Origin of the sequence: Alkalicoccus luteus (assembly GCF_052061695.1) — a bacterium.
Classification (GTDB): Bacteria; Bacillota; Bacilli; order Bacillales; family Salisediminibacteriaceae; genus Alkalicoccus; species Alkalicoccus luteus.
In genome coordinates this window covers 377,418-401,881 of the sequence record NZ_JBPZEY010000001.1, presented here as the reverse complement: position 1 = coordinate 401,881, position 24,464 = coordinate 377,418, and the positions used below count along the sequence as shown (strand labels likewise).

Sequence of the window (24,464 nt, the reverse complement as noted above, 5' to 3'; positions counted from 1 at the left end):
CGATAGATGAAAGGAGAGATTATCATGGAGGGAAATCTTCCTCTGGACCTGCTTCACTGGGGAGCAGCGGCTTTGCCGCTCGTTCTCCTGCTGATTATGCTGGTCGTTCTGCGCTGGTCGGGTCCACGGTCCGGCTGGATCGCAATGGGGATTGCAACGCTGATTGCGTTTACGCTTTATCAGGCACCGTTTGATGCGGTGGCGGTCGGATTCGGGAAAGGGCTTTGGGAAGCATTCTTTATTTTACTTGTCGTTTGGCCTGCTCTGCTTCTCTATCAGGTAACGAAGGAAGCAGGTGCGTTTACGGTTATCCGTGAGGAAATCCAGGAACATAGCCAGAACTACCTTTTTCTTATTCTCGCCTTCGGTTGGGTTTTCGCTTCCTTCCTGCAGGGGATAGCAGGCTTCGGCGCACCTATTGCAGTTGTAGCACCGCTGCTGATCGGGATCGGTGTAAAGCCGGTTACCGCTGTCGTGATCCCGTTGATTGGTCATGCTTGGGCCAACATGTTCGGAACGCTTGCAGTCGGCTGGATTGCAACGATTAACGCGGTAGAAATTCAGGAGCAGGCACTAACGCTGTTCTACACATCAATTCTGCTTTGGATTCCGAACCTGCTGGCCGGACTAATGATCTGCTACTTATTTGCAAAATGGAAGGGTGTAAAAGAAGGATTTTGGGTGGTTGTTATCATTTCCCTGATTCATGGCGGCGGCCAGCTTGCTTTGACACAGGTAAATGCTACACTGTCCACCTTTATCCCGGCAACACTTGCAATGGTGGTGCTGCTCTTATTTGCCCGCCGTAAAAAATACAGTGAGCGTACGGAGCTCGAAGATGAAACGGATGTGTTGGAAGAGGAGCATCAAAGCACGTCTGAAAAACCGAAAATTTCCTTGCATAAAGCATTTATGCCGTATTATGTACTGACGGTTGTTTCGGTGCTTGCTCTAGGTATTCCTCAGGTAAACGAGTTTTTGGAGCAGTTTGAATTCGGCTTCCCGTTCCCGGCAACTGAAACGGGGTATGGTTTTGAGGAAGAGGCGGAAGGCATGTATTCACCGATCGCTCCGCTCACTCATCCGGGAACATATTTGCTGCTTGCATCGATCTTTGCTGTTTTCTATTATCGAAAGCTGAAGCTCTTCAGTGATGATGCAACGAAAGAAATCCGCAAAGGACTGCTCGGTAACGCAATTGGAGCATCACTCGCGATATCCGGGTTCTTAACAATGACAGAAATTATGGGTACATCCGGACAAACGACGGTTATTGCACTTGGCATCGCCACCGTTTCTACTCCGCCCGTGTATGTGGCGCTCGCAAATATTATCGGTATTATCGGGGCCTTTATGACCTCGTCCAATACCTCTTCAAACGTTCTGTTCGCACCACTGCATGGAAACGTGGCGGAATCGATGGATGGCCTGGGTCTTGCTGCGACGATTGCAGCACAGTCAACAGGCGGTGCAATCGGTAACTCGATCGCCCCTGCCAACGTTGTCTTAGGGACGAGTACGGCAGGCATCCAAGGGAAGGATGCAGAGGTATTTAAGCCGACGCTTGTCTTCTGCCTTATTGCAGGAATAGCCGTGTCTGCAACAGCCGTACTACTGCATCTCATAGGAGCATAAAAGACAGAAGACCGCATCTTCCTTTACAGGAGATGCGGTCTTCGCTTGTACTATTTGCAGGATAAAGCGTTGATCAGCAAGCGATGAAACTGATTCAGCGTTGAAAAGCGGAATTGCCGTTCTCTCCCTGGGTGATATCAATCAGATCGGCTAGCGTTCGTTTGCCGCGGTCCTCTAAATAATGAAGCAGTTCTACAAGCAGATGGGCCGTTGTCAGTGCGTCACCGACCGCACTGTGTCGTTCAAATATTTTTGTCCCAAAACTGAGTGCGTAATGCTCAAGATCGCGCATATCCCAGGAAGGCGCCAGGTAGCCGATGAGGTCAAGTGTGTCAAAATAGAGCGGCTCGTCAAACGTGTACTTGTGGCGAAGCAGCTCCTTCTTCAGAACGAGGACATCGAAAGCGAGATAGTGCCCCACCCAACCGCCGCTCTCATGCTTTTCAATATACTCATAAAACCGTTCTATTGCCTCCAGTGAATCAGGAGCGTCCTTCACATGATCATCGGTGATGCCTGTCAATTCCGTAATCCGCTCTGGAATAGCGCGTCCGGGATTCACGTAAGTCTGAAACGTATCGTCGGTTACTTTCAGACGTTCCACGTGGACGGCACCAATTTCAATCAGCCGGTCGTGGCTGCCGACAGAAAAACCGGTAGCTTCCGTATCGAACACCGTAAACGAGAGCTCGCTGATCGGCGTATTCAGCGGCTGATCCTGAACGAGCTGGTAGTGAAGCTTCTTTTTCTTCCAGAACATCATCATGGGAAGCGCTCCTTTATGCTGGATTCACACTTACATTATTCCGAATGAGGCAAGCATCTGATTTTGAAGGGAGCGGACTGCTTTGAGAGCAATAATCAGCTCCTCTTTCTCCCTCGTTTTCATGTGCACGAACTGGACTTCGCTTGATGACTCTTCGCCGCGCTGGTAGCGGCTCCACGACTGAGAAACCCGGACCGCAAGCAGAACTTCATACGCGAACATGATTTCATCCGTAAACTGTTCGCTGAATACCTTGCGCCTGCGGAGAGCGCGTATCGCTTCGGCAGGAGTTGCCTCTACGATTTCATGCTGAGCGCTTAACAGCTGCAGGGAATGATACAGGGGAAATAGAGCTTCTTTTTTAATATCAAGCTTATCGCGCTTCATACGGAACAAAGCCCGGATTGGGTGATCAAGGGTTGGCACAAGCGCCTGTTTCTCGTTTTCCGCGGCCCGGTACAGAAAGATGCGCGACTTGGTCATCTGCTGCTTGACCATGGACGTAAACGAATCGCGCAATACCTCGTCTCCGTAAAGAAAACGGAAGGCGAGAAAGTTGTGTCCGAGCAGAATGTTGTCGTTAGTAGCTCTCAGGCCCCACGTGCGTATCCGCTCTTCCCAGCGATTGATAGACCCGCGCCACTGCTTGAATTCTGCCATCATATCGCCGTCACAGCGCTTGTAGCCGGCTGTTTCAAGAAAAGAGGTAATAACGGCACCGAGCCTTTCAAAATAACGGTCTGCTTCTTTCTGCTGATCAGCCGGAACGTTTTCGTAAACGAGAAAATGATCCTGGTCGGTGAGCAGGAATTGTTCTGCTCTTCCGGCACTGCCCATTACAAAGAAACCAAATGCGCAAGGCGGTTCTCCTTCATCGTCAGCTTTCATCTCCTCAAGTGCAAGCTCGATACAGTGACGAATGAGCCTGTCATAGAGGCTGGTGATAACGCTGAGAACGTGCTTAATTGGAATGCCATCTTCAAGGAGCTTGCCGAGAACGCCGTAAATGGCAGTTCTCACTTCGGGCAGCTTTTCCGGTGAGGAAGCTTCAATCTCCTGCAAAATATCAAACGTCCCCCGGTTTTTGCTGCGAAGCAGATCGGAAAGCGTAACGATCCCGGCAGGTTCCGTTCCGGAGACGACAGGCAGGTGTTTAATGCCATTGACGAGAAAGGTGGACAGTGCCTGATAATAGTAGGCGGATCTGCCGATTACAACCGGATCCGGCGTCATAATGTCTTTCACAGTGCCGTCGGATTTGCCGGGAGCGACGAACCGGTTTACGATGTCTTTTTCCGTCATGATGCCTGTAATACCGCCGCTTTCATTGACGATGATCAGCGAGCTTACAGCATGCTGTTCCATCTTCACCGCCGCTTCTTTGACCGGGGTGGATTCCGGAAGCGTCACAGGCGGGGCATTCATCAAGTCCTGCACTCGACGGATGAATGGCTCGCTTTCTCCCCACTGCCTGGAAAGACGAACTTGTTCAGCAAGTGACGCATAAATCTCACGCAGTCTTACCGCCACCTGACGCATCACATAGTCGCGAACTGTTTCATCATGCCATCTGGCTTCGAGAACTGAATACGGGATATGCAGGCAGGAGGTTTCTTCCGCCGCGCGAACCTCGACGGTGTAGGACTCCTCATGCTCGTTTGGTTCTCCGAGAAAGTCAGCAAGACTTGAAAAGCCAAGCATTTCACCGGCTTCCAGTACTTCCAGCACCTCCTGCGAGGCCGAGCCATCCGTATCCACAAACACTTCCGTGACTCCTTCAAGAATAAGGAGCAGACCTTCCCGTGCGGTTTTCGCATATAGTATTTTCTCACCGCGACTGTAGGCCACCTGCTCACACTGATCGATCAGCTCCTCCGCTTCAGCAGAGTTAAGCCCGCTGAAGAGAGGATGCCGTCGAATCGATTCCTTACTTGTCGGCTGAGTCATTCATCCAGACCTCACCATCTTTATACGTCATCTGCTCCGGATAGCGAAGATCCATCGCTTCATCCTGCAGGTGCTGAGCAGGAGGCGGTGTCAGCAGCGACACGATAATGACGAGCAGAAGGTTTGCGGTAACCCCGAAGACCCCTGCGCCTGTATCCTGAATACCGAACAGCATGATACCGTTCATAGACAGGAAGATATAAACGAGCGTCACACCGAGTCCGCCAAGCATGCCGGCGATAGCGCCTTGTGCGTTCATTCGCTTCCACCAGACACCAAGGAACAGTACCGGGAAAAAGGTTCCGCCTGCTAAACCGAATGCCCAGGCAATGATCTGCGTAATAACCCCTGGCGGATCAAGAGCGACAATACCTGCAGCTACGGTGGCAAGCACGATCGCAATTCGTCCGGCCTTCAGACGCTTTGCATCGGTTGCATCCGGCTTCAGAAGCCGATAGTAAATGTCGTGTGCAAAGGAGGACGAAATCGTAATCAAGAGACCGCCGGCAGTTGACAGAGCAGCTGCCATGGCGCCGGCTGCAATGAGACCGACGACAAAGACACCGAGGTTTGCGATCTCCGGCGTTGCCATCACGACAATATCCGGATTGATTACGAGGTCTTCCCATTCAAGAATCCCATCTCCGCCTGCATCAGCAATTTCAAGCAGGCCTGTGTTGACCCACGGTTCTGTCCAGGCGGGAAGTTCATCAATCGGCTGACCGACGACCTGCGTCATAATGATAAAGCGCGAAAACGCCGCATAGGCCGGTGCAGAGAGATAGAGAAGGGCAATAAAGAGAAGTGCCCAGGCACCGCTCCATCTGGCAGCCTTCATCGTCGTTACCGTATAAAAACGGACAATAACGTGCGGAAGGGCGGCAGTACCGACCATAAGTGTAAAGAGCAGAGCGAGAAACTGACTTCTGTCGCTCTCGGTAAACGGTGCAAAGTATTCCGAGATTCCAAGCTCCCGGTCGATTGCACCGAGCTCATTTACGATGTTACCGTACGTCAGCCACGGCAGCGGATTTCCTGTTACCTGAAGCGACATAAAGATAATCGGTATGATGTAGGCCGTAATTAATATCAAATACTGAGCGACCTGGGTCCAGGTGACCCCTTTCATCCCGCCGAGGGAGGCGTAAATCGCAATAACGACAACCCCGATCATAACCCCCGTTGATGCCGGCAGGTTTAAGAGTCGTCCGATCACGACACCGGATCCTGACAGCTGTCCGATGATATAGGTGAAACTGATGATGATCGTCGCAATCGCAGCGATCAGACGGGCGACGTTGCTGTCGAATCTGTCGCCGATAAATTCCGGTACGGTAAAACGGCCGTATTTACGGAGCTGCGGAGCGAGCAGGAAGGTCAGGAGCAAATAGCCTCCCGTCCAGCCCATTATGTAAGCGAGCCCGTCGTAGCCGAGAATCATAACTGTACCGGCCATGCCGATAAATGAGGCGGCACTCATCCAGTCGCCGCCAATGGCCATCCCGTTCCATACCGGCGGGATGCCGCGGCTGGCTACGTAGAAATCCGAAGTGACTTTAGCACGGTTGTAAACAGAAATTCCGATGTATAAGGCAAATGTTAATAGAATAAGCGTAAGTGACACAATTGACTGCTGGTCCAAGAAAGTTCCCTCCTTCGCAATGATAGAAGCGGCGGTTCAAGATGATTAATGGTCAGAAGCTCCGCCGCTTATTTGTTCGTTTTGCTTCTCATCAATACCAAACGCCTTATCGACACGGTCGCTGATCATAGCGTTCAGAAAGAGCAGTACAACGAACGTAATAACTGCTCCCTGTGCCCCCATATAATAGTGGGCAGGCATTCCGAGAATGAGAGCGCCGCCTTCGTAAATGCTTTCAGCGAAGAACGCAACCCCGAAGGATACAGAAAAACCGATGGCGAGAAAAATAATGACCATCATCGTACGGATTCGAAAGTATTTGTCTGCAGTCGCTTTTTCAACTTTTCGCATGTCTGTCACTCCTTCTTAGTATGTCTTGAACTGCCGGTGCTCGGAGCCTCACCTCCTTTAATGGTGTAATCGCTTTCAAATTAGCGCGTCTGATGCTGAGCTTCACGGGTTGTTCGTCTGCAGGAACGGCAGATCATCATTGGCGTCTTGCGCCTGGCGATGAGGTCGTTTGTAAGCAGAATAGCCGGAATAAACAGCAGGAACAGCGGTGTAAACAGGATGCCGACTGCAGTTGTTACAACAACTGGCAGGACAGACATCATAAACATATACTGCCAGCGCTCAATGACCTTAACGTCACGGCTGCGGCACGAAGGACAGCGTACTTCACTCATTGTCTGTCTGATCCCTCCGTCATTCAGCGCATACTGAAGATGAATTTCAGCGTGTCCCAAAACGGCATTGGGACCATGGCAACCTGCACGAATACGAAACCGATGATGGCAAAAAACGGCACGGTGAGCAGGAGCGGTTTTTTGTAGCGGATCGTTCCGATCACGGCTGCAAGCGCGAGCGTCCAAAATAAAATAAGCATCCACATGGTACGAAACCCTCCTTCAAACATATCGGAAGCGGTCAGACCACCCCGAGTATACGAGGCTCTATTACAAATCAGTATGGTAGAAAAACATCTGACGTATAACAGAACCGGGTAACAAATGTCTCTTTTACAATTCACTGTAAAAAGAGACACCTTTGATTATTTCAAATTTTCAGACTTGAAGCAACTTATTTGCCAAAAAAAGGCGTAATGTACTACCGCTTTGAAGCAACAAAGTCCCTGAATGAAAGGGATAGCGCTTCATTATCTTTTTTTTTAGAATGATGGTACCGCGGATGCACCGAATAAAGACAGCAGAATAACAGCTTGAACCTTCAGCGTACAAACGAGCTCAGCAGCCGCTGGTACAACCGGACTGCGGGTGGAGCTGGGCTGCATCAGTACGGGCGCAAGAGCAGAAATATGCCGGATAGTGAATAACGCATTTCCCCCGTTACCGCTTTGGAGCAGAAGCACGGAGCGGTTTCCGATCGTTTTTCTAATGGTCGATGGTATTGCCCGCTGAAAAGCGAGAGCTGTTTTTACGAGCTCTTCTTCGACAAAGCAGGTATGTTTTTGACTGCAAAAAACCGGCGATCCTTCATGAGGATCGCCGGCACAGGCTGTTGAAAAAGTCTTTCCACTTACATGCTTATTCGTTTGCTTGTATTGCCCTTCTGCATTATCGAGCCTGTCGTGGGCTGGCCTTCAGCTATTTCTCAGGGTGACCCCCTTTCTGCAGGGAGGATGGCGCGGCTTCACTCGGATTCAGGCTTCTCATAAGAAGCCTTCAAGACCTAGTCCGGCTCCGCTCGCGCTTTTCATGCCGTTCAAGATCGAACGGCGATGAGGCTTCACTCGGACACAGGCTTCTCACAAGAAGCCTTCAAAAGCCAGTCCGGCTCCGCTCATGCGTGGATACCGTTCGCAGATCTGAACGGCACGGCATCTTCAGGCTGCGCGGCTTCCACGTCCCCGCCGGACACAAAGGGGAAATGGATTTGTTTGATGAAGAAAAACGTTCCAAATCGCTGGACGCTGCGGCTTTTTTTAGTGGATACGTTGACGTTCATCCCAATTCGACATCGAAGCGCTGCCTAACGAAAGGTTCCCTCTAGATGGAACAAGCTCGTGTGAATCATCACCAGGGTTTCAACCGGACAGCCAGCTGCTAAATCGGAGGACCTCGACTCCGAGAGGATCAGAACGAGGCGAAGATCCGGCGGACGAAAGGAAGAAGCGGTTAGCTGAGACCGTTTCCTCCGGAAAGCGGGGGGTCCGCAGATACAGGCAGATGCCATCTTATTCACCTGAAATGACGTTATCAACACGATGAACCGGCGATCCTTCATAAGGATCGCCGGCAGCGTGACCGCTTATACGATTTTTAGAACGTCCAAATGCCTGTTGAATAAATGAAAACGAGCAGGATACCAACTGGTGCGAAGACTCGCAGCAGCCAGATCCAGATGTTTCCGAGCAGCGTGTCTCCAAAATCTGAAGCTTCGAACGCATCGGCTTTCTTCCATCCCCATCCGATAAAGAGGGCGATAATCATTCCGCCGAGCGGAAGGAAGATGTACGAAGCCAGGAAGTCCATCGAATCGAATATATCCCGTCCGCCGATCAGCGTGATGTCTGACCAGACACCGAGACCGAGGGAGGCTGGAATACCAAGCAAAAAGATAATGGAGCCGATGATGAAAGCGGCCTTCTGTCTGGACCATTCAAACTGGCGCATGAAGTAGGCGACAGCAACTTCCAACAGGGAAACTCCGGAAGTAATAGCCGCAGCAGAAAGCAGGAAAAAGAAGGTCAATCCATATACGGTTCCAAGCGACATGCTGGAGAAAATCTCCGGCAGCGTAATGAAAACGAGTCCTGGTCCGGAGTCAGGCGCAATGCCGAACGTAAAGACGGCCGGAAAAATCATAAGACCTGCGACGATCGCGAACAGCGAGTCCATGGATGCTACGCCGACAGCTGCTCCAGGCAGCTTTTCTTTTTTGGATAAATAGGATCCGTAGGTAATCAATGCCCCCATTCCCAGGCTGAGGGAGAAAAAGGCCTGACTCATAGCTGCCAGATAAATGGCCGGATCGGTAAGGGCGCTCCAGTCAGGAGAGAACAGGAAGCTCAACGCTTCACCGGCGCCGTTAAGTGTCATGCTGTATCCGGCCAAAACAAGAACGAGTATGGCCAGGAGCGGCATCAGAAACTTGTTGGACGCCTCAATGCCTTTTTTAACTCCGACAAATACAATTCCGGTGACGGTTGCCATAAAGGCAAACTGCCAGAACAGCGGATGAATCGGCGACGTGTGAAAATTCACAAAGAAATCTGCCGAAGCGCCTTCCGCTGCGACATTCAGTCCGCCAAATACATATTGGAAGAAGTAAAAGAGCGACCAGCCGGCTGCAACGCCGTAAAAGGCCAAAATAATAAATGCAGATGCGACTCCCATAAAGCCGGCAATAACCCAGGGTTTGCCAGGCGCGAGTGATTGAAACGAGCCGACGACATCAAGCTGTGCCCGGCGTCCGATTGTAAATTCTGCCATTAAAATCGGCAGACCAATTGCAATAATACATAAGATATAAATAAGTAAGAATGCAGCACCGCCGCTTTCTCCGGCAACATATGAGAAACGCCAGATGTTCCCGAGTCCGACAGCAGAACCGAGCGCTGCGAGCATAAAGCCGAGCCGCGATCCCCACTGTTCTCTGGCTGGTTGTTGCGATACCATAAAATGTGCTCCCCCTTTAAAACGTTGAAGTGTAAAAGTTTTAGAATTTTACTATAACACATTATGAAAAAATGAAAACAGTTATTTTTTCATATTTTCAGAAAAAGTCGAAGCTCACCGTGATTTTCCATGAAACGGATTGGTTGCCAAGGTGTGCAACCCGTGCGACACTATAATCAGAATAGAAAGAAAACGGATGGGGTGAACGGTATGGGAGTATTTGCAGAGCAGATTATTCACGCTCCGCTGTTTGCAACGGCGCAGGTCCGGGCGGGTGAGAGCAGGCTGAAACAAAACGAGGTGGAATGGGTGTCTGTAATGGAGACCCCGGTAGAGAATTTCATTCGGGAAAAAGAGTTTGTGCTGACGACGGGCATCGGCATTGGTGAAGATGCCGACCTGCTTGAAAAATTTGTTTCAGATGTTATTCATTCCGGCGCTTCCATGCTCGGAATCGCAACCGGCCGGCACATATTTGATATTCCGGACCGGGTGCTGCAGCTGGCGGAGGACCACGGCTTTATTATTGTAGATCTTCCCTGGGACATTCGTTTCGGCGATGTCATTTCCACCGTTTTAGATGAAATTAACAAGAGCAAGCAGGAGGAGCGGCAGGTGTCGGAGGAAATCAGGCTGGATTTTTTGAATCAAGTGCTCCAGGAAGGGGATTTACAGGAGATTGCCGAACTGTTGCACCGTCATACGCGTATGCCGGCGATGATCACGGAGTTCGATGGAACAATGCGGGCGTATTACGATGTTTCGGATGAGGTGCTCACTGCAGTAGAGGCAAAACAGTGGACCCGCCCGAAGGCGTATGAAATTGAGCAGCATTTAGGTGCTGCATTCAGCGAACACAGGCTGCATCCGCATATATTTGTATATGATACAGCTGGAGAGCGCTGGTGCCGCGTCCTGATTCATACGAAGCACCGAAAGCAGGGGTTTGTCTGGTTCAGGCTTCCAGATGGTAAGCCGATGACGTGGTTTACGATGAACGTATTAGAGCATGCGGTCACCGCGTGCGCTCTTTTCTTTATTAAAGAAGATGCAGTAGAGGCGCGTGAGATTAAAGTAAAAGACAGCTTTATTTTGCAGCTGGCCAAAGAAGAACCGGATGACTTCGGAGTTATTCGTTCCAAGGCGGAGCTTCTCGGCTATGATCTTGATCTGCCATACGTCTGCATCGTAGGAAGAATTCATCTTAGAGAAGATGAATCGGAATTTCCGTCGTTCCATAAAGACAATCCGCCGACCTCCTCTCTGCAAAATGTGAACTATTACATTCAAAAAGAAATCAACAGTGCAGCGAGGTTCATTGGCAGGCGGGCTATGGCTACGTTCGATGAGGATGAAGTCATTGTATTTCTCGAAGCAGCCTACGATGTTTATACAGAAACGGCGAATCAGTTTCTCGACTATATTGAGCGCAGGCTCTCCGACATGCTCACGGAAATTGGACTGCGCTGGGGCATTTCGGTTAAAAAAGAAGAGGCGAATGGATTTCACCTAAGCTACCGTGAAGCCTATACTGCGCTCGAAATTGGCATTCGCAAGGCAGAAGAGACGAGCCGGACGTTTTATAAAGATACGAGAATTAACCGGGTGCTGCTTGCTATGTCTGCCAACCACGACATTCAGTCGCTCGTGCATGAAATTGTTAAACCGCTCGCCGACTATGATGAAAAACGTCAGACTGATTTGATTCATACATTTATGACCTACAACCGCTACAGTGGAAATGTGAGCCAGACGGCCCGCGCGCTGCACCTTCACAGGCAGTCGCTGCTCTACCGGCTTCGTAATATTGAATCCCTCACCGGACTGTCGCTCCTCGAGGCTGACGATGTATTCCTGTTAGAGCTTACCATTCGGCTTTGGCAGCTTAAAGATTTGCAGCGTCCGGCACTGGGTATTCAAAGCGATCGGAGCCGAGGATGGACGTAAGCTGCTTCCTACAAATGTCTTCTGGACTTCTAACAGTCCGGAAGCTTTTTTTGTGAGGAAATATAACGGTTTAAAAGGCTTAAAGAGCTTGATGCAAAGCCATTTGTTGAAAGTGTATAAACCGGGTAGATAAATGTTCATACAGTTTGTACATCACATAAATGATGCTGAGCGTCTATGATGAAAAGTAAGAACAATCAAAACTTTCAAACGAAAGAGGGTGGATAGACATGCTTCCTTTTGATATTCAGGAATATCAGGAGCGCCTATTGAAAACAAAAGAGAAAATGGCCGAGCGGGACATCGAAGTGCTGCTTGTAACCGATCCGGCGAATATGAATTACCTGACTGGATATGATGCATGGTCTTTTTACGTACACCAGATGGTTGTCATTATTATCGATGAGCCGCAGCCTCTTTGGATCGGCCGCTATCTTGATGCCAATGGCGCTAGAGTGACCACCTGGATTTACGACGAAAATATCATCGCCTACCCGGACTACTACGTTCACTCCGACGTGTACCATCCAATGTCATTTATCGGAGAGATCTTAACGCAGATTGGTCATGGAAACCGACGAACCGGAGTAGAGATGGACAGCTACTACTTCAGCGCGAAAGCGTTTATGAAATTACAGCAGGCACTGCCAAACGCCGTCTTTACAGATGGAGATCTCGTCGTCAACCGCGTTCGCATCGTCAAATCCACCCAGGAGATTGCATACATGGAGCGTGCAGCGCAAATTGCCGATAAGGCGATGAGCAGCGGCGTGGACAATATCCGGATCGGCAGCAGGGAAAATGATGCTGCAGCTCATATTTATTACAGCATGATCAGCGGCACAGACGATTACGGCGGGGATTATCCGTCCATTGTTCCGCTCATTCCTTCCGGAAAAAATACCGGTGTTCCGCATTTGACGTGGAGCGAGCGTCCTTTTGAGGATGGGGATTCCACGATTATCGAACTTGCAGGCTGCTACAAGCGCTACCACGTTCCGCTTGCGAGAACGGTGACGATTGGCACACCCGATGACCGGCTTCAGCAGCTGCAGCCGATTGTACAGGAAGGAATTGCATCGGTGCTCGATGCAGCGAAGCCAGGTGCCACCTGCTCTGATATGGAAGAAGCGTGGCGCAAGTCGATCGGACGCTACGGCATTGAAAAGGAAGCAAGGCTCGGTTACTCTGTCGGTCTCGGCTATCCGCCGGACTGGGGCGAGCATACAGCAAGCATCCGCCGGGGCGATGAAACGGTGCTGGAGCCGAACATGACATTCCATCTGATTCCGGCACTCTGGTTTGATCAGTACGGCATTGAAATATCGGAAACACTTCGGATTACGGAAACAGGCTGTACGACGTTCTCCAACTATCCGCGGGAGCTGATCGTAAAGCACCCTTTTTTGATGAATCAGCAGAGCGGTGAAATTTCGTAAAATTTGTGAGGGAGGTTTTTACTATGAACAAAGAGACAAAGATGGGAACAAAAGCAATCTGGGCAGGAGAGCAGGACTATTTGGCATTCGGAGCGACACAAGTGCCGGTCGTACACAGCGTGTCCTACGGATATGAAGATATGGACGAATGGTATGAGGTAGCGGTAGGAAATAAAAAGGGACACATCTACGGCCGAAACACGAATCCGACAGTCGAGGCGTTTGAACAGAAGGTAAAAATTCTCGAGGGAGCGGAGCACGCAACAAGCTTTTCTACAGGAATGGCAGCGATCAGCAACACGCTCAGCACCTTCCTCCGTCCTGGAGACAGAATCGTATCCATTAAAGATACGTACGGCGGAACGAACAAGATTTTCACAGAGTTTCTGCCACAAATGAATATTGATGTGGAGCTTTGCGATACAGGGGATCATGAAGCAATTGAGCGCGAAGTGGAAAAAGGCTGTAAAGTGCTGTATCTGGAAACACCGACGAATCCCACGGTGAAAATTACCGATATTGCGCGTATGGCAAAAGCAGGTAAAAAAGCTGGGGCACTAGTCATCGTAGACAACACGTTTGCTACGCCGATCAACCAGAATCCGCTCGAAATGGGCGTCGATCTTGTGCTGCACAGTGCCACAAAATTTCTGGGAGGACACGCAGATGCTCTCGGCGGCGTGCTTGTCGGCTCGCATGAGCTTGTCGAAAAGGTGTATCATTACCGGGAAATTAATGGAGCAACGCTTGATCCGATGGCGGCATACCTGCTTCTGCGCGGCATGAAGACATTGAAGCTGCGTGTTGAGCGTCAAAACGAGAACGCCCAGAAGGTAGCTGAATATTTGCAGACAATTGATATGGTCGAGAGCGTCTTTTATCCGGGACTGGAAGAGCACCCGCATCACAACATTGCCAAAGAGCAGATGAAAGGCTTTGGCGGTATGCTCAGCTTCAGCGTAAAGGGCGGGGTGGATACAGTCCGCCACCTCCTGCCGAAGCTCCAGTTTGCGAACCGGGCTGCGAACCTTGGTGCGGTGGAAACGATCGTCGGACCGTCCAGAACGACAAGCCACGTAGAGTGTACACCGGAAGAGCGCGCTGCCATGGGTATTCCGGAAGGTCTGATCCGCTACTCAGCGGGTATAGAGGATATCGAGGACCTGATCGGCGATTTGGAACAAGCATTTCAGTCGCTGCCAAAGGAGCTCTACACAAGCGTGTAACAACATGACAAGGAGGCGGCTTGTATGGCAGTCAAACTAGCATTCATCGGATTCGGAGGGGTCGGCCAGGCACTCTTGAGAATCCTGCTCGACAAGGAAGCACAGCTTCGCGATGAAGAAGGAATGGAAACGAAAGTGGTGGCAGTATCTGATGTAATGAAAGGGGCAGTCTATCACCCGGACGGGCTGGACGGACGGCAGCTGCTTGAACTCGTTTCCAGCGGTAAAAAGCTGGATGAATACGAAGGGCAGGGCGTCACGTACGGACTGGACAGCATGGATTCGATCCGGAACACAAATGCGGATACGATCGTGGAAGTAACGTTTACAGACGTGAAAACAGGACAGCCGGCAGCAGACCACTGCCGGGCCGCTTTTGAGCTTGGGAAGAACGTTGTCACGACGAATAAAGGTCCTGTCGCGGTAGCTTACCGGGAGCTGCAGGAGCTTGCTGATAAAAACGGCGCGTTTTGGGGCTTTGAGGGAACCGTCATGAGCGGAACTCCGGCACTGCGGCTGCCGCAGGAAACGCTTCGCGGCAACACGATCAGCCGAATCAGCGGGATTTTAAACGGAACAACGAACTATATGCTGACAGAAATGGAAAAGGGACTTTCCTATGAAGAAGCGCTGGAGCAAGCGCAGGCGAACGGCTATGCAGAGGCCGATCCGACAAGCGATGTAGAAGGATACGATGCGAGGTACAAAGCGGTTATTCTTTCCAACGTCGTCCTCGGGGTTCCGCTCGCAGCAGGCGATGTGACCTGTACAGGCATTACCGGCATTAAAAAAGAAGATCTTGACCGTGCCAAAGCAGCAGGAAAACGGCTTCGTCTCGTGGCATCCATTGAGCGGACGGCCAGCGGGGTGAAAGCATCCGTTGAACCGGTCGAGCTGGAGGAGGATAATCCGCTGGCAGCCGTTCCGGGAGCAGTGAATGCCATTTTGTATGAATGTGATTTATCCGGACCAATCTTTTTAAGCGGTGCAGGCGCCGGCCTCGCCGAGACCGGATTCTCCCTATTGATTGATTTGATTCACGCAGAACGGATGAAACAAAAAGTGAAACAGTAAAGAGAGAAAGGCGGTGCTGCTTGTGCAGACGAAAGTGCTCTCAGCAAAAATGTATGCCCTCGGTGACTGGGTCAGCCAGGAGGAAACGTTTGAGGTGATGGACCCTCAAAATAATGAGGTTATTGCAGTTGTACCAAAGGCTTCAAAAGAAACGGTCCGAACGATTATTGACGGTGCAGACGAGGCGTTTAAGGCCATTTCCTCATGGCCGGTGCACGAACGCATCCGCGTCATTCAGCGAGCAGCAGATTATGTGGAGAAAAACCACGAGCGTTTCGCTTATACGATCGCACGGGAAGGATCCAAAACGATCACGGAGGCACGGGGAGAGGCGAGTCGGGCGATTCAAACGCTTCGTATCAGTGCCGAAGAAGCCCGCCGAGTAAAAGGGGAAACCATTAATTTCGACCAGCGTGAAGGAAGTGAGAACCGGACCGGCTATTATTTCCGTTTTCCAATCGGAGTCGTAGCGGCGATTACACCGTTCAACGATCCGCTTAATCTCGTCGCGCATAAGGTAGGTCCGGCGCTTGCAGCCGGCAACGCAGTCGTCGTGAAGCCAGCTTCGGTTACACCGCTTAGTGCGCTGCTGCTGGCAGAAGCATTTGATGCAGCGGGTGTTCCAAGAGGATTCCTGTCCGTTGTGACGGGCTCCGGCAGGGAGCTTGGAGACGAGCTGGTGTCGCATCCAGCTGTCAAGATGGTTTCATTTACCGGCGGCTCATCAGCCGGGGATCGTATCGCAGAAAAGGCAGGACGGAAAAAGCTGGGGATGGAGCTTGGGTCTAATTCACCTGTCATCGTGCTGAATGATGCCGATCTCCACGATGCAGTAAGATCGACAGTTTCTGGCGCATTTGCTGCAGCCGGGCAAAACTGTATCGGCGTGCAGCGGGTATTCATTCAGGATGAGCTGTATGAGGATTTCACCGATTTATTTGTCGAGCGGACGAAGGAGCTTCAGACTGGAGATAAACTGTCTGAATGGACGGATATGGGACCGCTCATCCAAGAGTCGGAAGCAGAGCGGGTCGAGCAGTGGGTGAACGAAGCAGTAGCAGCAGGAGCGGTCATTCTGCAGGGCGGCAAACGAAACGGTGCCTTCTACGAGCCGACAGTGCTTGCTGACGTTCCGCACAGCTGCCGGGTCTATTATGAGGAGATATTCGGACCAGTCGTTATTCTTGAGAAGACGGCAGGGCTGCAGGAGGCGGTTGCAGCGGCAAACGACGTAGATTATGGTCTCCACGCCGGCATTTTCACTTCCAGTATTGACCATGCCTTTTATGCGGTTCATCACCTGCATGTCGGAGGCGTGATGGTAAACGACAGCAGTGACTACCGCATTGACGAAATGCCGTTTGGCGGTGTGAAGCAGTCTGGTTTAGGACGCGAAGGCGTCGCTCACGCCATTCAGGAAATGACGGAGCCGCGCGTCGTTTGTTTTAAGCTGACACAGCCATGGTCCGTGTAAATGCAGCAGGAAGAAGAAAAGCGCTTCAGGATCTACAAGTCCTGAGGCGCTTTTTATAAGTTGTCTGATAAACGAAAATAGTAAGTTTCCAGAACTTCAGCTTTCGGCCTTTACACTGAAAAACCTTTTCAGTAAATTCGACGCTGGCGTGATTTTCTCATCATGAGCTCCGGCTGAGATTCTGATCCTGAGGTGCTTTTCGTTGTTCAGGCAGAGCCTTTCCACTTTTGAGCCATCGGATGCGTTCGTTTTTGTCGTTTAACTGTCAACAGGACGGAGCCTATTACGAGCGCCATACCTGCTCCCTGCCACACGGTAATCACTTCCCCGTAAACGAGCAGTCCGATGATAATCGCTACGACAGGTTCTACAGTCGACAGAATCGCAGCTCTTCCTGATTCAATCCAGCGGAGTCCAGCTGTATACAAAATGTAAGCAGCAACCGTCGCAAAAAGAGCGAGGCCGAGTCCGGAAAGGATGACGCCGCCGGTAAAGAGCTCTGCTTTCTCCCAAAGCCTGCTCGTCGGCAGCAGAAACAGACTTCCAAATACCATCGAATACGTCGTAATGGTCATGGCATGGTAGCGGCCGCTGACGTATTTTCCGAAGATGCTGTAAAGCGCATAAAAGAAGCCGGAAAGAACGCCAAATACAATCATCGTGCCAGACGTTGATAACGAACCTGCCGGAAGCAGGCCGACGGTAAACACACAGCCAAGCAGCATCAGGACCAGTGCTGCGCTTTTACGGGCCGTGAACGGTTCCTTAAAGGTCAAACGGGAAATGAGTGCGACAAACACCGGGCCCGTATAGAGTAAGACGACCGCCAGCGAAATGGAGGCTCCCTCAATTACAGAGAAAAAGAAGTAATTGAAAAACGCTATGCTGACGATGCCGGTCCCGACGAAGAAAGGAAGATCCTTCAGTTTTACATATAAAAGTCTTCTGTCATACACCGAAAGAAAGGCGAGCAGAAGTGCAGCAGAAAAGGAGAGGCGGATTCCGACTACCTCCCAAGGTGTAAAGCCTGCGGCATTTAGTTCATTTACAAATAAACCGGTCGTGCCCCAGAGGGCAGCCCCGGCCATAACAAGTAAGTAAGCGGTTTTGGAAGTCATTGGCATCCCTCCTGCACGCTCCTCATTTTAATACGCGCAAAGCAAAAAGAAAAGCCTTATGTTAAGGCGAAAACACCCCAGCTGAAAGGTGAAAAGACGAACAATATATAGTATAATAGGAGTAGCTTAAAACGGAGGCGATGTATCAGTGTCAAGGAGCAATAAAGAAATCAAGTCAGCATTTCAATCTGCCCGGGCATCCCTGGCAGTAGAGGGAATGACGCTTTCGGCTAAGCAGGAGGCTCTCGTGATGGACCAGCTTTCAGGAAGAATGAGTGAAGAAGCTTTCGTTGAGCGTGCCCTGGAACTTTCCCGTCATGAGTAAATACCGGTCAGGACCGTCTAGGTACTGTTATCCCGGAACAGAAACACTTCGCAATTATTTTCATATACGCCGGGAAGAACAGCTTCAGCGTCTCGATGCCATGTTAACGTCTAAACGTCTGGCAGAGCTATCATTGAAGCCACTTCAAGGCGGCTGGGATTTTGCCCATTTGTGCCGGATTCACGCTTGGATTTTTCAGGACTTATATCCATTTGCCGGCAAGGTGCGCCAGGAGAATATCTCGAAGGACGGCTTCACGTTTGCTCAGGCAGCCCACATTGAGCAGAGTGCAGCTGCCCTTTTTTCTGCGCTTCAGCAGGAAAAATGGCAGAATATGGACCGTGAAACGCTGGCAAAGAAGCTTGCCTGGTATTTCGCAGAAATGAACGTGCTGCATCCATTTCGAGACGGAAACGGCCGCAGCATCCGTGAATTTATTCGGGCCCTTTCTTACGATGCAGGCTTTGAGCTGAACTGGGCGGAAGCCGATAAGTCAGAAGTGCTGGAAGCTTCGATCCGCTCGGTTACGGACCCGGTCCCGCTTGAAGATGTATTATACCGGCTGCTGAAACCGATGGGAAAATCGGCTGATGCAACCTGAGCTGCGGTGGAGATCATCCGCCGCTTTTTTTATGGAAGATACCGGCCGGACCCCATTTGTCGGGGGAGAAGAGAGGCTGTTGAGAGCGAAAGGCAGAGACCTTCAGCTCTAAAAACGCTGCAGTAGTTCACGTAACGTTCTGAGCAAAATACGTTGCACGTTTTCCATCCCCTTTTTCCCGGGTATGAGGATAGGCAGAAAGGATATGCGAAAAAAGAAAAATCCTTGTCTATAGAGCGTAACGGACAGCTTCTTTACGGCGTCCAACTATGGTAGAATAGACAATTGGAAAACGCACAGAAAAGAAGCACCTGAATCGAATCGTATCAGTGCTGACCTGCAGAGAGGAAGTAATGCATCATGTACATAGATTTAGCACACGGGCGTCTGCACTATCATGAATCCGGCGAAGGCCGCCCTGTCATTTTACTGCACGGCTGGGGTGCAGAAGTGAAGACGATGATGCCGGTACATAAAGCGTTGGAGCCATTTTTTCACGTGTACACGCTGGATCTGCCAGGATTCGGTGAAAGCGACGAGCCTGATAAACCGTGGGACACCACGGACTACAGCCGTGCGCTTCGCGAGTTTATAGAGAAAACAGGCATTAAACAGCCGATTATCGCCGGCCACTCCCACGGCGGGAGAACGGCGATTCATTATGCAGCCGAATACGGCGATGTGCATAAGCTGATTTTAATTGATGCAGCGGGGATTAAGCCGAAACGGAAGCCCTCCTACTATGCCAAGGTATACTCTTACAAAACAGCGAAGCATTTGCTGAAGCTGCCTGGATTGAACCGCTACCGGGAGGACATTTTAAACAAAATGAAAGGACGTGTCGGCTCGGCGGACTATAAAAACGTGAGTGGCACGATGCAGCAGACGCTCGTGAAGGTCGTCAACGATGATTTTCAGCACTTGATGCCGTCCATTCAAGCGTCGACGCTGCTCATCTTTGGCGAGCAGGATACGGCGACCCCGGTCAGCCATGGTCAGCAGATGGAGAAGCTGATTCCGGATGCCGGGCTTGTGGTGTTAAAAAACGCCGGGCATTTCGCCTACCTCGATCAGCCGCAGCAGTTTAATGCGGTGCTTCATTCATTTTTAGAGAACGATAAAAGGAGCAGCTCATGATTTCAACTATTATTTTCTTTGTAGTCGTCCTGACAGCCTGGATTTTGCCTGTCACCTTGAAAGTAAAGCGCAGCGTACATATGCTGCAGCTGAATTCGTACAGGAATGAACGATACGCCAAATGGATGTCAGAAAACAGCAGCAAAGTTTACTCACCGGCTGAGATGCTCTATCTCGTTCCGGTTGTGATCCTGTTGTTTTCCAATTCAGACATTTTAATTTTAGCAGTTGCCTCTGCTGTATTCGTACTCGTGTTTGCGGCTTTTTATGCAGCACGCAAACCGGAAAAGAAAAAGCTTGTTTACACGCAGCGTGTGCAGCGTCTGTTCGGCGTCACGTATCTGATGTACGGGCTGATTGCAGCGGTTGCTACGGGGCTTGGAGCTTTTGTCAACATGGGCTTCGCCGTCGTCATTCTGCTCGTAACAGCCGTCTTCCCATTCAGTCTTGTGAAGCTTACCAACCTGATCAATGAGCCGATCGAGCGCAGCATCAACCAAAGGTTTGTGGATGATGCCAAGCGGCTGATTCAGTCTTCACCTGATTTGAAAGTAGTCGGGATCACCGGCAGCTACGGAAAGACAAGCGTGAAGCATTTTGTGGAGGCGATCCTGTCATCGAAGTACAACGTGTTGATGACACCGGAAAGCTACAACACCCGTCTTGGGGTAACCCGGACGATTAATGAACAGCTGAAGCCCTATCATGAAATTTTCATCGCAGAGATGGGGGCAAAGCAGACGGGAGATATTCAGGACGTCTGTGAAATCGTCAACCAGCAGTACGGTATTCTTACAGCGATCGGTCCGCAGCATCTGGATACGTTCAAAACACTCGATAATATAAAAAAGACGAAGCATGAAATCGTGGAAACACTGCCGGAAGGCGGCGTAGCAGTCTTGAATAAGGACGACGAAAACATCATGTCTTACAAGGCTAAAAATCCGGCCCGCCGCGTTTATTACGGAGTTGAGCGGACAGATGTAGACATTCATGCCGGAGATATTGGATACAGCTCAAAAGGGATGACGTTTACTGTCACCCTGAAAGATGGCACAACCGAGCACTTCCGCACACGGCTGCTCGGAAAACACAACATTTACAACGTGCTGGCAGCCATCGCGATCGGGCTGGAAATGGGCATGACCCTGCAGCAAATGACGGTGCCTGTCAAAAACCTGCCCCCAGTTAAACACCGGTTGGAGCTGAAGCCGGCGAACGGCAATATTACGATTATTGACGACAGCTTTAACTCCAACCCGGTCGGCTCCAAAATGGCCGTAGAAGTACTTGGGAAAATGGACGGCTTCCGCATGCTCGTAACACCGGGAATGATCGAGCTTGGCGATCAGGAGTATGAGCTGAATAAAACGCTCGCGCTGCACGCTGCCGAGAATTGCGATTACGTCATACTCGTCGGTAAAAAGCAGACAAAGCCGCTTCAGGATGGTCTTGCTGAAGCGAACTATCCGGAATCGCAGTTTTATGTGGCAGCTGATTTAAATGACGCGATCCAGCACATGCACGAAAAAGCCCAGGCAGATACGATCGTGCTGCTGGAAAACGATCTGCCGGACACTTTTAATGAATAGACGAAGATGGGGGATGCAAGGATGAAAACACGCGTAGCGGTTATATTCGGCGGAGTATCCGTCGAGCATGAAGTATCAGTTATCTCAGCCCTGCAGGCTATTCAAAACATGGATGAATCCAAATACGACATCACGCCGATCTACATTTCCAAAGATCGCGTCTGGTATACGGGAGATAACCTGCTCGATATTGAGAATTACAAAGATTTGAAAAAGCTGCTTCAGGACGCGCAGAACATGTCCTTGCAGCGGACTACAGACGGAAGAGTCATCGTGAATAAGGAGCCTCGTCCTCGCTTTGGGAAAGCAGAAATTGCAGAAATTGACGTGGCGTTCCCTGTCATTCATGGAACGTTCGGCGAAGACGGGGTGCTGCAAGGCTACCTGGAGCTGCTGAATCTGCCGTACGTCGGCTGTGATGTCATGAGTTCCGGATCGGGTATGGACAAAGTGCAGATGAAGCGGATCTACCGGGACGCCGGACTTCCTGTTCTTGATTTTGTCACGTTTTATTCGACCCAGTGGAACGAGGAAACGTCCGTCTGGCTGGAACGGATTGAATCAAGCATTCCGTATCCGGTGATCGTAAAGCCGGCAAACCTCGGGTCAAGCGTCGGCATCAGCAAAGCTGCCGACCGGGAAGAGCTTGAAGAAGCAGTCGACCTGGCTCAGCGGTTCGCACAAAAAATTGTCGTGGAACCAATGGTGCAGAACATGACGGAGGTAAACTGTTCCGTCGTCGGAGATACAGAACACGTCGAGTCTTCTGTGTGCGAGCAGGTGCTCGGGTCGGATGAATTTCTGTCGTATGAGGATAAGTACGCTGGAAGCAGCTCGAAAAACGGCGGTGCCAGCAAGGGGATGGAATCGACGAACCGAATCATTCCTGCCGAAATCGGTGACAGCATGACCGCTGAAGTGAAGCGGCTTGCAGAGGAATCGTTCCGTACACTCGGAGCGAGCGGTGTTTCCCGGATCGACTTCATCATCGACAACGATCAGAAAAAAGTATACATCAATGAAATCAATACAATTCCCGGCTCCCTTTCCTTCTATTTATGGGAGCCGGCAGGAAAATCGTACCGCCAGCTGACCGATCAGCTGATCCAGCTCGCACTGAAGCGCGAGCGGGAACGCGGACGCCTCATGTTTTCCATCGATTCCAATCTGTTCTCTTTGCAGCAGGGCGGATCGAAAGGCAGCAAAGGCGGCTCGTCCAAACGATAAAAGTAAATCAGCTGAAACCGTCCGGTTCCCCGGGCGGTTTTTTCGAATTCTCGATCCTGTTGTTATGGCTGAATACCCTTGCATCTACTAACACTCGCTTTTCGGAGGGAACGTCCTCCGCTTTTCTTTTTTCAATGCGCCGGATTTTTACTTCGTTCTGATTCGCTCGAGAGCCGTTCACTTTGCTTCATCTGCTTTTCTTTTGATCAGGGTCGAAATCGGGTAAAGAAACACAGATACAGATAAAGGAGTGTTTGCATGAGAAAAGCGTGGGTCATGTCAGCCGTTGTGCTTCTTGCTGCCTGTCAGGGCGGGGAGGAGAACGATGTGACGATCAATGATGATACTGAAATCGAGAATGAGAACGGCGATGCAGCAGAAAATACCGAGCCGGAAAACAGCGAAATCGAAAACGATGAAAACAATGAGAATGAAGCCAATGAAGATAACGAAGCAGATGAGGAAGCAGAGACCGCCGGTGATGGCGCTGATCAAATATCCCTGCTCGGTACGGGTACAGAGGACTGGGGCGTTGAAATCGTCGCAGACAACCTGGACAGCCCCTGGTCGATCGCTGTTTATGACGAAGAGAATTTTATGCTTACAAGCCGGGAAGGAACGCTGCTGGACATTTCAGACGGCAGCGTAACGGAAGTAGAGCTTGATACATCGGATGCAATCGTACAGGAAGGAGAAGGAGGGCTGCTCGGATTTGTTCCGTCTGAATCTGATGACGACAGCGCCTTTATCTACTATACGTATGAGAGCGGCGGCGAGCTGTTGAATAAAATTGCGCAAATAGAACGCACCGGGGATAACTGGGAGGAGACAGAGGTCCTGCTGGACGAAATTGAAGGAGCCAGGACACATAACGGAGGCAGACTGGCGATCGGACCAGACGACATGCTTTACGCAACGACAGGGGATGCGGAAGTAACCGAATGGTCACAGGATCCGGACGTGCTTGCAGGAAGCATACTGCGTATGACGCTTGAAGGCGAGGTTCCGGAGGATAATCCGATGGACGACTCCTACGTTTACAGCTACGGTCACCGGAATCCGCAAGGCCTGGCCTGGGCCGCAGATGACACGATGTACAGCTCTGAACACGGAGCGCAGGCGCTGGACGAAATCAACATCATTGAAGCCGGAAACAACTATGGCTGGCCTGTTATAGAAGGAGATGAAACGGAAGAAGGTATGGAAGAGCCGCTTCTTCATTCCGGAGACGATACGTGGGCACCATCCGGCACGGCTATGTGGCAGGAAGAAGAGCTTGTCATGACGGGGCTCAGGGGGCAGAGCCTGTATGTCCTGAATGAGGAAAGCGAAGAAGTGGAAGTCGTATTCGACGGGGAAGGAAGGCTGCGCGATGTTCTTTATCACGATGGCGCCTTATACGTGCTGACAAACAATACCGACGGCCGGGGCGACCCGGCAGAGGATGATGATCGTCTGCTGCGGCTGACACCCGGGCAGTAGAGGTACGAGTGAGCTGCAAGCTGCCTCACTTATACCCGACGAAGAGCCGTGCATAACGGCTCTTTTTTTATGAAATAAAAAGCACAATCATAGAATGTTTCATATTTTGAGTCGAAGTGCTTAAAGGAGTTTGGGACAATCCTATTGAACAGGTCCCTTGTTCCTGCTAAAATTTAGAAAGACGAAAAACAGGA

The 24,464-nt window shown here is 50.7% G+C and carries 20 protein-coding genes; 12 read left to right on the top strand and 8 right to left on the bottom strand.

Going from position 1 to position 24,464, the window contains the following annotated elements:
• The first annotated feature begins 24 nt into the window (after window positions 1–24).
• Window positions 25–1,635 carry an L-lactate permease gene (locus tag ACSZLD_RS02005; RefSeq protein WP_377910292.1) on the top strand — a complete coding sequence of 537 codons (1,611 nt, stop codon included), beginning with the start codon at window positions 25–27 and terminating at the stop codon, window positions 1,633–1,635.
• 94 nt (window positions 1,636–1,729) lie between these two features.
• Here the strand turns inward: ACSZLD_RS02005 and ACSZLD_RS02000 are convergent, their stop codons facing one another.
• The 7 genes from ACSZLD_RS02000 to ACSZLD_RS01970 all read right to left on the bottom strand — a co-directional run bounded on the left by ACSZLD_RS02000 (window position 1,730) and on the right by ACSZLD_RS01970 (window position 9,628).
• Entirely contained in the window at window positions 1,730–2,395 is a 666-nt protein-coding gene (locus tag ACSZLD_RS02000; RefSeq protein ID WP_377910328.1) for a 3'-5' exonuclease, read from the bottom strand.
• A gap of 36 nt (window positions 2,396–2,431) precedes the next feature.
• Window positions 2,432–4,348 (bottom strand): DUF294 nucleotidyltransferase-like domain-containing protein, encoded by a 1,917-nt coding sequence (locus ACSZLD_RS01995; RefSeq protein WP_377910291.1) that lies wholly within the window; start codon window positions 4,346–4,348, stop codon window positions 2,432–2,434.
• A complete protein-coding gene (locus ACSZLD_RS01990; protein WP_444684091.1) occupies window positions 4,329–5,990 on the bottom strand; it encodes a sodium:solute symporter family protein in 1,662 nt (553 codons plus the stop codon). Before ACSZLD_RS01990 ends, ACSZLD_RS01995 begins: the two co-directional genes overlap by 20 nt.
• Window positions 5,991–6,035: 45 nt before the next feature.
• The gene (locus ACSZLD_RS01985; protein WP_377910289.1) at window positions 6,036–6,341 is read right to left on the bottom strand and encodes a DUF4212 domain-containing protein; all 306 of its coding nucleotides are present in this window, start codon (window positions 6,339–6,341) and stop codon (window positions 6,036–6,038) included.
• A gap of 80 nt (window positions 6,342–6,421) precedes the next feature.
• The gene (locus ACSZLD_RS01980) at window positions 6,422–6,676 is read right to left on the bottom strand and encodes a hypothetical protein (RefSeq protein ID WP_377910288.1); all 255 of its coding nucleotides are present in this window, start codon (window positions 6,674–6,676) and stop codon (window positions 6,422–6,424) included.
• A gap of 23 nt (window positions 6,677–6,699) precedes the next feature.
• Complete coding sequence (locus ACSZLD_RS01975; RefSeq protein ID WP_168008238.1) at window positions 6,700–6,882, bottom strand: hypothetical protein; 183 nt, start codon at window positions 6,880–6,882, stop codon at window positions 6,700–6,702.
• 1,387 nt (window positions 6,883–8,269) lie between these two features.
• Window positions 8,270–9,628: a sodium-dependent transporter gene (locus tag ACSZLD_RS01970; RefSeq protein WP_444684090.1), complete on the bottom strand. Its 1,359-nt coding sequence runs from the start codon at window positions 9,626–9,628 to the stop codon at window positions 8,270–8,272.
• Window positions 9,629–9,838: 210 nt separating this feature from the next.
• Between ACSZLD_RS01970 and ACSZLD_RS01965 the strand changes: the two genes are divergently transcribed.
• From ACSZLD_RS01965 to ACSZLD_RS01945, 5 genes are all read left to right on the top strand, one after another.
• Window positions 9,839–11,575 (top strand): PucR family transcriptional regulator, encoded by a 1,737-nt coding sequence (locus ACSZLD_RS01965; protein WP_444684089.1) that lies wholly within the window; start codon window positions 9,839–9,841, stop codon window positions 11,573–11,575.
• A gap of 230 nt (window positions 11,576–11,805) precedes the next feature.
• On the top strand, window positions 11,806–13,014 hold the full coding sequence (locus tag ACSZLD_RS01960; protein WP_444684088.1) for a M24 family metallopeptidase: 1,209 nt from the start codon (window positions 11,806–11,808) through the stop codon (window positions 13,012–13,014).
• Between the two features lie 23 nt (window positions 13,015–13,037).
• Window positions 13,038–14,240: a cystathionine gamma-synthase family protein gene (locus ACSZLD_RS01955; RefSeq protein ID WP_377910284.1), complete on the top strand. Its 1,203-nt coding sequence runs from the start codon at window positions 13,038–13,040 to the stop codon at window positions 14,238–14,240.
• A 24-nt stretch (window positions 14,241–14,264) separates the two neighbouring features.
• The gene (locus ACSZLD_RS01950) at window positions 14,265–15,314 is read left to right on the top strand and encodes a homoserine dehydrogenase (protein WP_444684087.1); all 1,050 of its coding nucleotides are present in this window, start codon (window positions 14,265–14,267) and stop codon (window positions 15,312–15,314) included.
• Window positions 15,315–15,336: 22 nt separating this feature from the next.
• The gene (locus tag ACSZLD_RS01945) at window positions 15,337–16,788 is read left to right on the top strand and encodes an aldehyde dehydrogenase family protein (protein WP_377910282.1); all 1,452 of its coding nucleotides are present in this window, start codon (window positions 15,337–15,339) and stop codon (window positions 16,786–16,788) included.
• 206 nt (window positions 16,789–16,994) lie between these two features.
• Here ACSZLD_RS01945 and ACSZLD_RS01940 read toward each other — a convergent pair whose 3' ends face one another.
• Window positions 16,995–17,906, bottom strand: coding sequence for a DMT family transporter (locus ACSZLD_RS01940; protein WP_444684086.1), 912 nt, complete (start codon window positions 17,904–17,906; stop codon window positions 16,995–16,997).
• A 148-nt stretch (window positions 17,907–18,054) separates the two neighbouring features.
• Between ACSZLD_RS01940 and ACSZLD_RS01935 the strand changes: the two genes are divergently transcribed.
• From ACSZLD_RS01935 to ACSZLD_RS01910, 6 genes are all read left to right on the top strand, one after another.
• Window positions 18,055–18,231, top strand: coding sequence for an antitoxin VbhA family protein (locus ACSZLD_RS01935; protein ID WP_377910280.1), 177 nt, complete (start codon window positions 18,055–18,057; stop codon window positions 18,229–18,231).
• On the top strand, window positions 18,224–18,832 hold the full coding sequence (locus ACSZLD_RS01930) for a Fic/DOC family protein (RefSeq protein ID WP_377910279.1): 609 nt from the start codon (window positions 18,224–18,226) through the stop codon (window positions 18,830–18,832). Before ACSZLD_RS01935 ends, ACSZLD_RS01930 begins: the two co-directional genes overlap by 8 nt.
• A gap of 360 nt (window positions 18,833–19,192) precedes the next feature.
• A complete protein-coding gene (locus tag ACSZLD_RS01925; protein ID WP_377910278.1) occupies window positions 19,193–19,969 on the top strand; it encodes an alpha/beta fold hydrolase in 777 nt (258 codons plus the stop codon).
• Window positions 19,966–21,561 (top strand): UDP-N-acetylmuramoyl-tripeptide--D-alanyl-D-alanine ligase, encoded by a 1,596-nt coding sequence (locus ACSZLD_RS01920; protein WP_444684085.1) that lies wholly within the window; start codon window positions 19,966–19,968, stop codon window positions 21,559–21,561. Before ACSZLD_RS01925 ends, ACSZLD_RS01920 begins: the two co-directional genes overlap by 4 nt.
• A 21-nt stretch (window positions 21,562–21,582) precedes the next feature.
• Entirely contained in the window at window positions 21,583–22,788 is a 1,206-nt protein-coding gene (locus ACSZLD_RS01915; RefSeq protein ID WP_377910275.1) for a D-alanine--D-alanine ligase family protein, read from the top strand.
• 258 nt (window positions 22,789–23,046) lie between these two features.
• Window positions 23,047–24,270 carry a PQQ-dependent sugar dehydrogenase gene (locus ACSZLD_RS01910; RefSeq protein WP_444684084.1) on the top strand — a complete coding sequence of 408 codons (1,224 nt, stop codon included), beginning with the start codon at window positions 23,047–23,049 and terminating at the stop codon, window positions 24,268–24,270.
• Window positions 24,271–24,464 lie beyond the last annotated feature (194 nt).

Bases quoted from the DNA above. Each gene is read 5' to 3' on its own strand.
- ACSZLD_RS02005 (WP_377910292.1), top strand. From the start codon at position 25: ATGGAGGGAAATCTTCCTCTGGACCTGCTTCACTGGGGAGCAGCGGCT.
- ACSZLD_RS02000 (WP_377910328.1), bottom strand. From the start codon at position 2,395: ATGTTCTGGAAGAAAAAGAAGCTTCACTACCAGCTCGTTCAGGATCAG.
- ACSZLD_RS01995 (WP_377910291.1), bottom strand. From the start codon at position 4,348: ATGACTCAGCCGACAAGTAAGGAATCGATTCGACGGCATCCTCTCTTC.
- ACSZLD_RS01985 (WP_377910289.1), bottom strand. From the start codon at position 6,341: ATGCGAAAAGTTGAAAAAGCGACTGCAGACAAATACTTTCGAATCCGT.
- ACSZLD_RS01980 (WP_377910288.1), bottom strand. From the start codon at position 6,676: ATGAGTGAAGTACGCTGTCCTTCGTGCCGCAGCCGTGACGTTAAGGTC.
- ACSZLD_RS01975 (WP_168008238.1), bottom strand. From the start codon at position 6,882: ATGTGGATGCTTATTTTATTTTGGACGCTCGCGCTTGCAGCCGTGATC.
- ACSZLD_RS01970 (WP_444684090.1), bottom strand. From the start codon at position 9,628: ATGGTATCGCAACAACCAGCCAGAGAACAGTGGGGATCGCGGCTCGGC.
- ACSZLD_RS01965 (WP_444684089.1), top strand. From the start codon at position 9,839: ATGGGAGTATTTGCAGAGCAGATTATTCACGCTCCGCTGTTTGCAACG.
- ACSZLD_RS01960 (WP_444684088.1), top strand. From the start codon at position 11,806: ATGCTTCCTTTTGATATTCAGGAATATCAGGAGCGCCTATTGAAAACA.
- ACSZLD_RS01955 (WP_377910284.1), top strand. From the start codon at position 13,038: ATGAACAAAGAGACAAAGATGGGAACAAAAGCAATCTGGGCAGGAGAG.
- ACSZLD_RS01950 (WP_444684087.1), top strand. From the start codon at position 14,265: ATGGCAGTCAAACTAGCATTCATCGGATTCGGAGGGGTCGGCCAGGCA.
- ACSZLD_RS01940 (WP_444684086.1), bottom strand. From the start codon at position 17,906: ATGACTTCCAAAACCGCTTACTTACTTGTTATGGCCGGGGCTGCCCTC.
- ACSZLD_RS01930 (WP_377910279.1), top strand. From the start codon at position 18,224: ATGAGTAAATACCGGTCAGGACCGTCTAGGTACTGTTATCCCGGAACA.
- ACSZLD_RS01925 (WP_377910278.1), top strand. From the start codon at position 19,193: ATGTACATAGATTTAGCACACGGGCGTCTGCACTATCATGAATCCGGC.
- ACSZLD_RS01920 (WP_444684085.1), top strand. From the start codon at position 19,966: ATGATTTCAACTATTATTTTCTTTGTAGTCGTCCTGACAGCCTGGATT.
- ACSZLD_RS01915 (WP_377910275.1), top strand. From the start codon at position 21,583: ATGAAAACACGCGTAGCGGTTATATTCGGCGGAGTATCCGTCGAGCAT.
- ACSZLD_RS01910 (WP_444684084.1), top strand. From the start codon at position 23,047: ATGAGAAAAGCGTGGGTCATGTCAGCCGTTGTGCTTCTTGCTGCCTGT.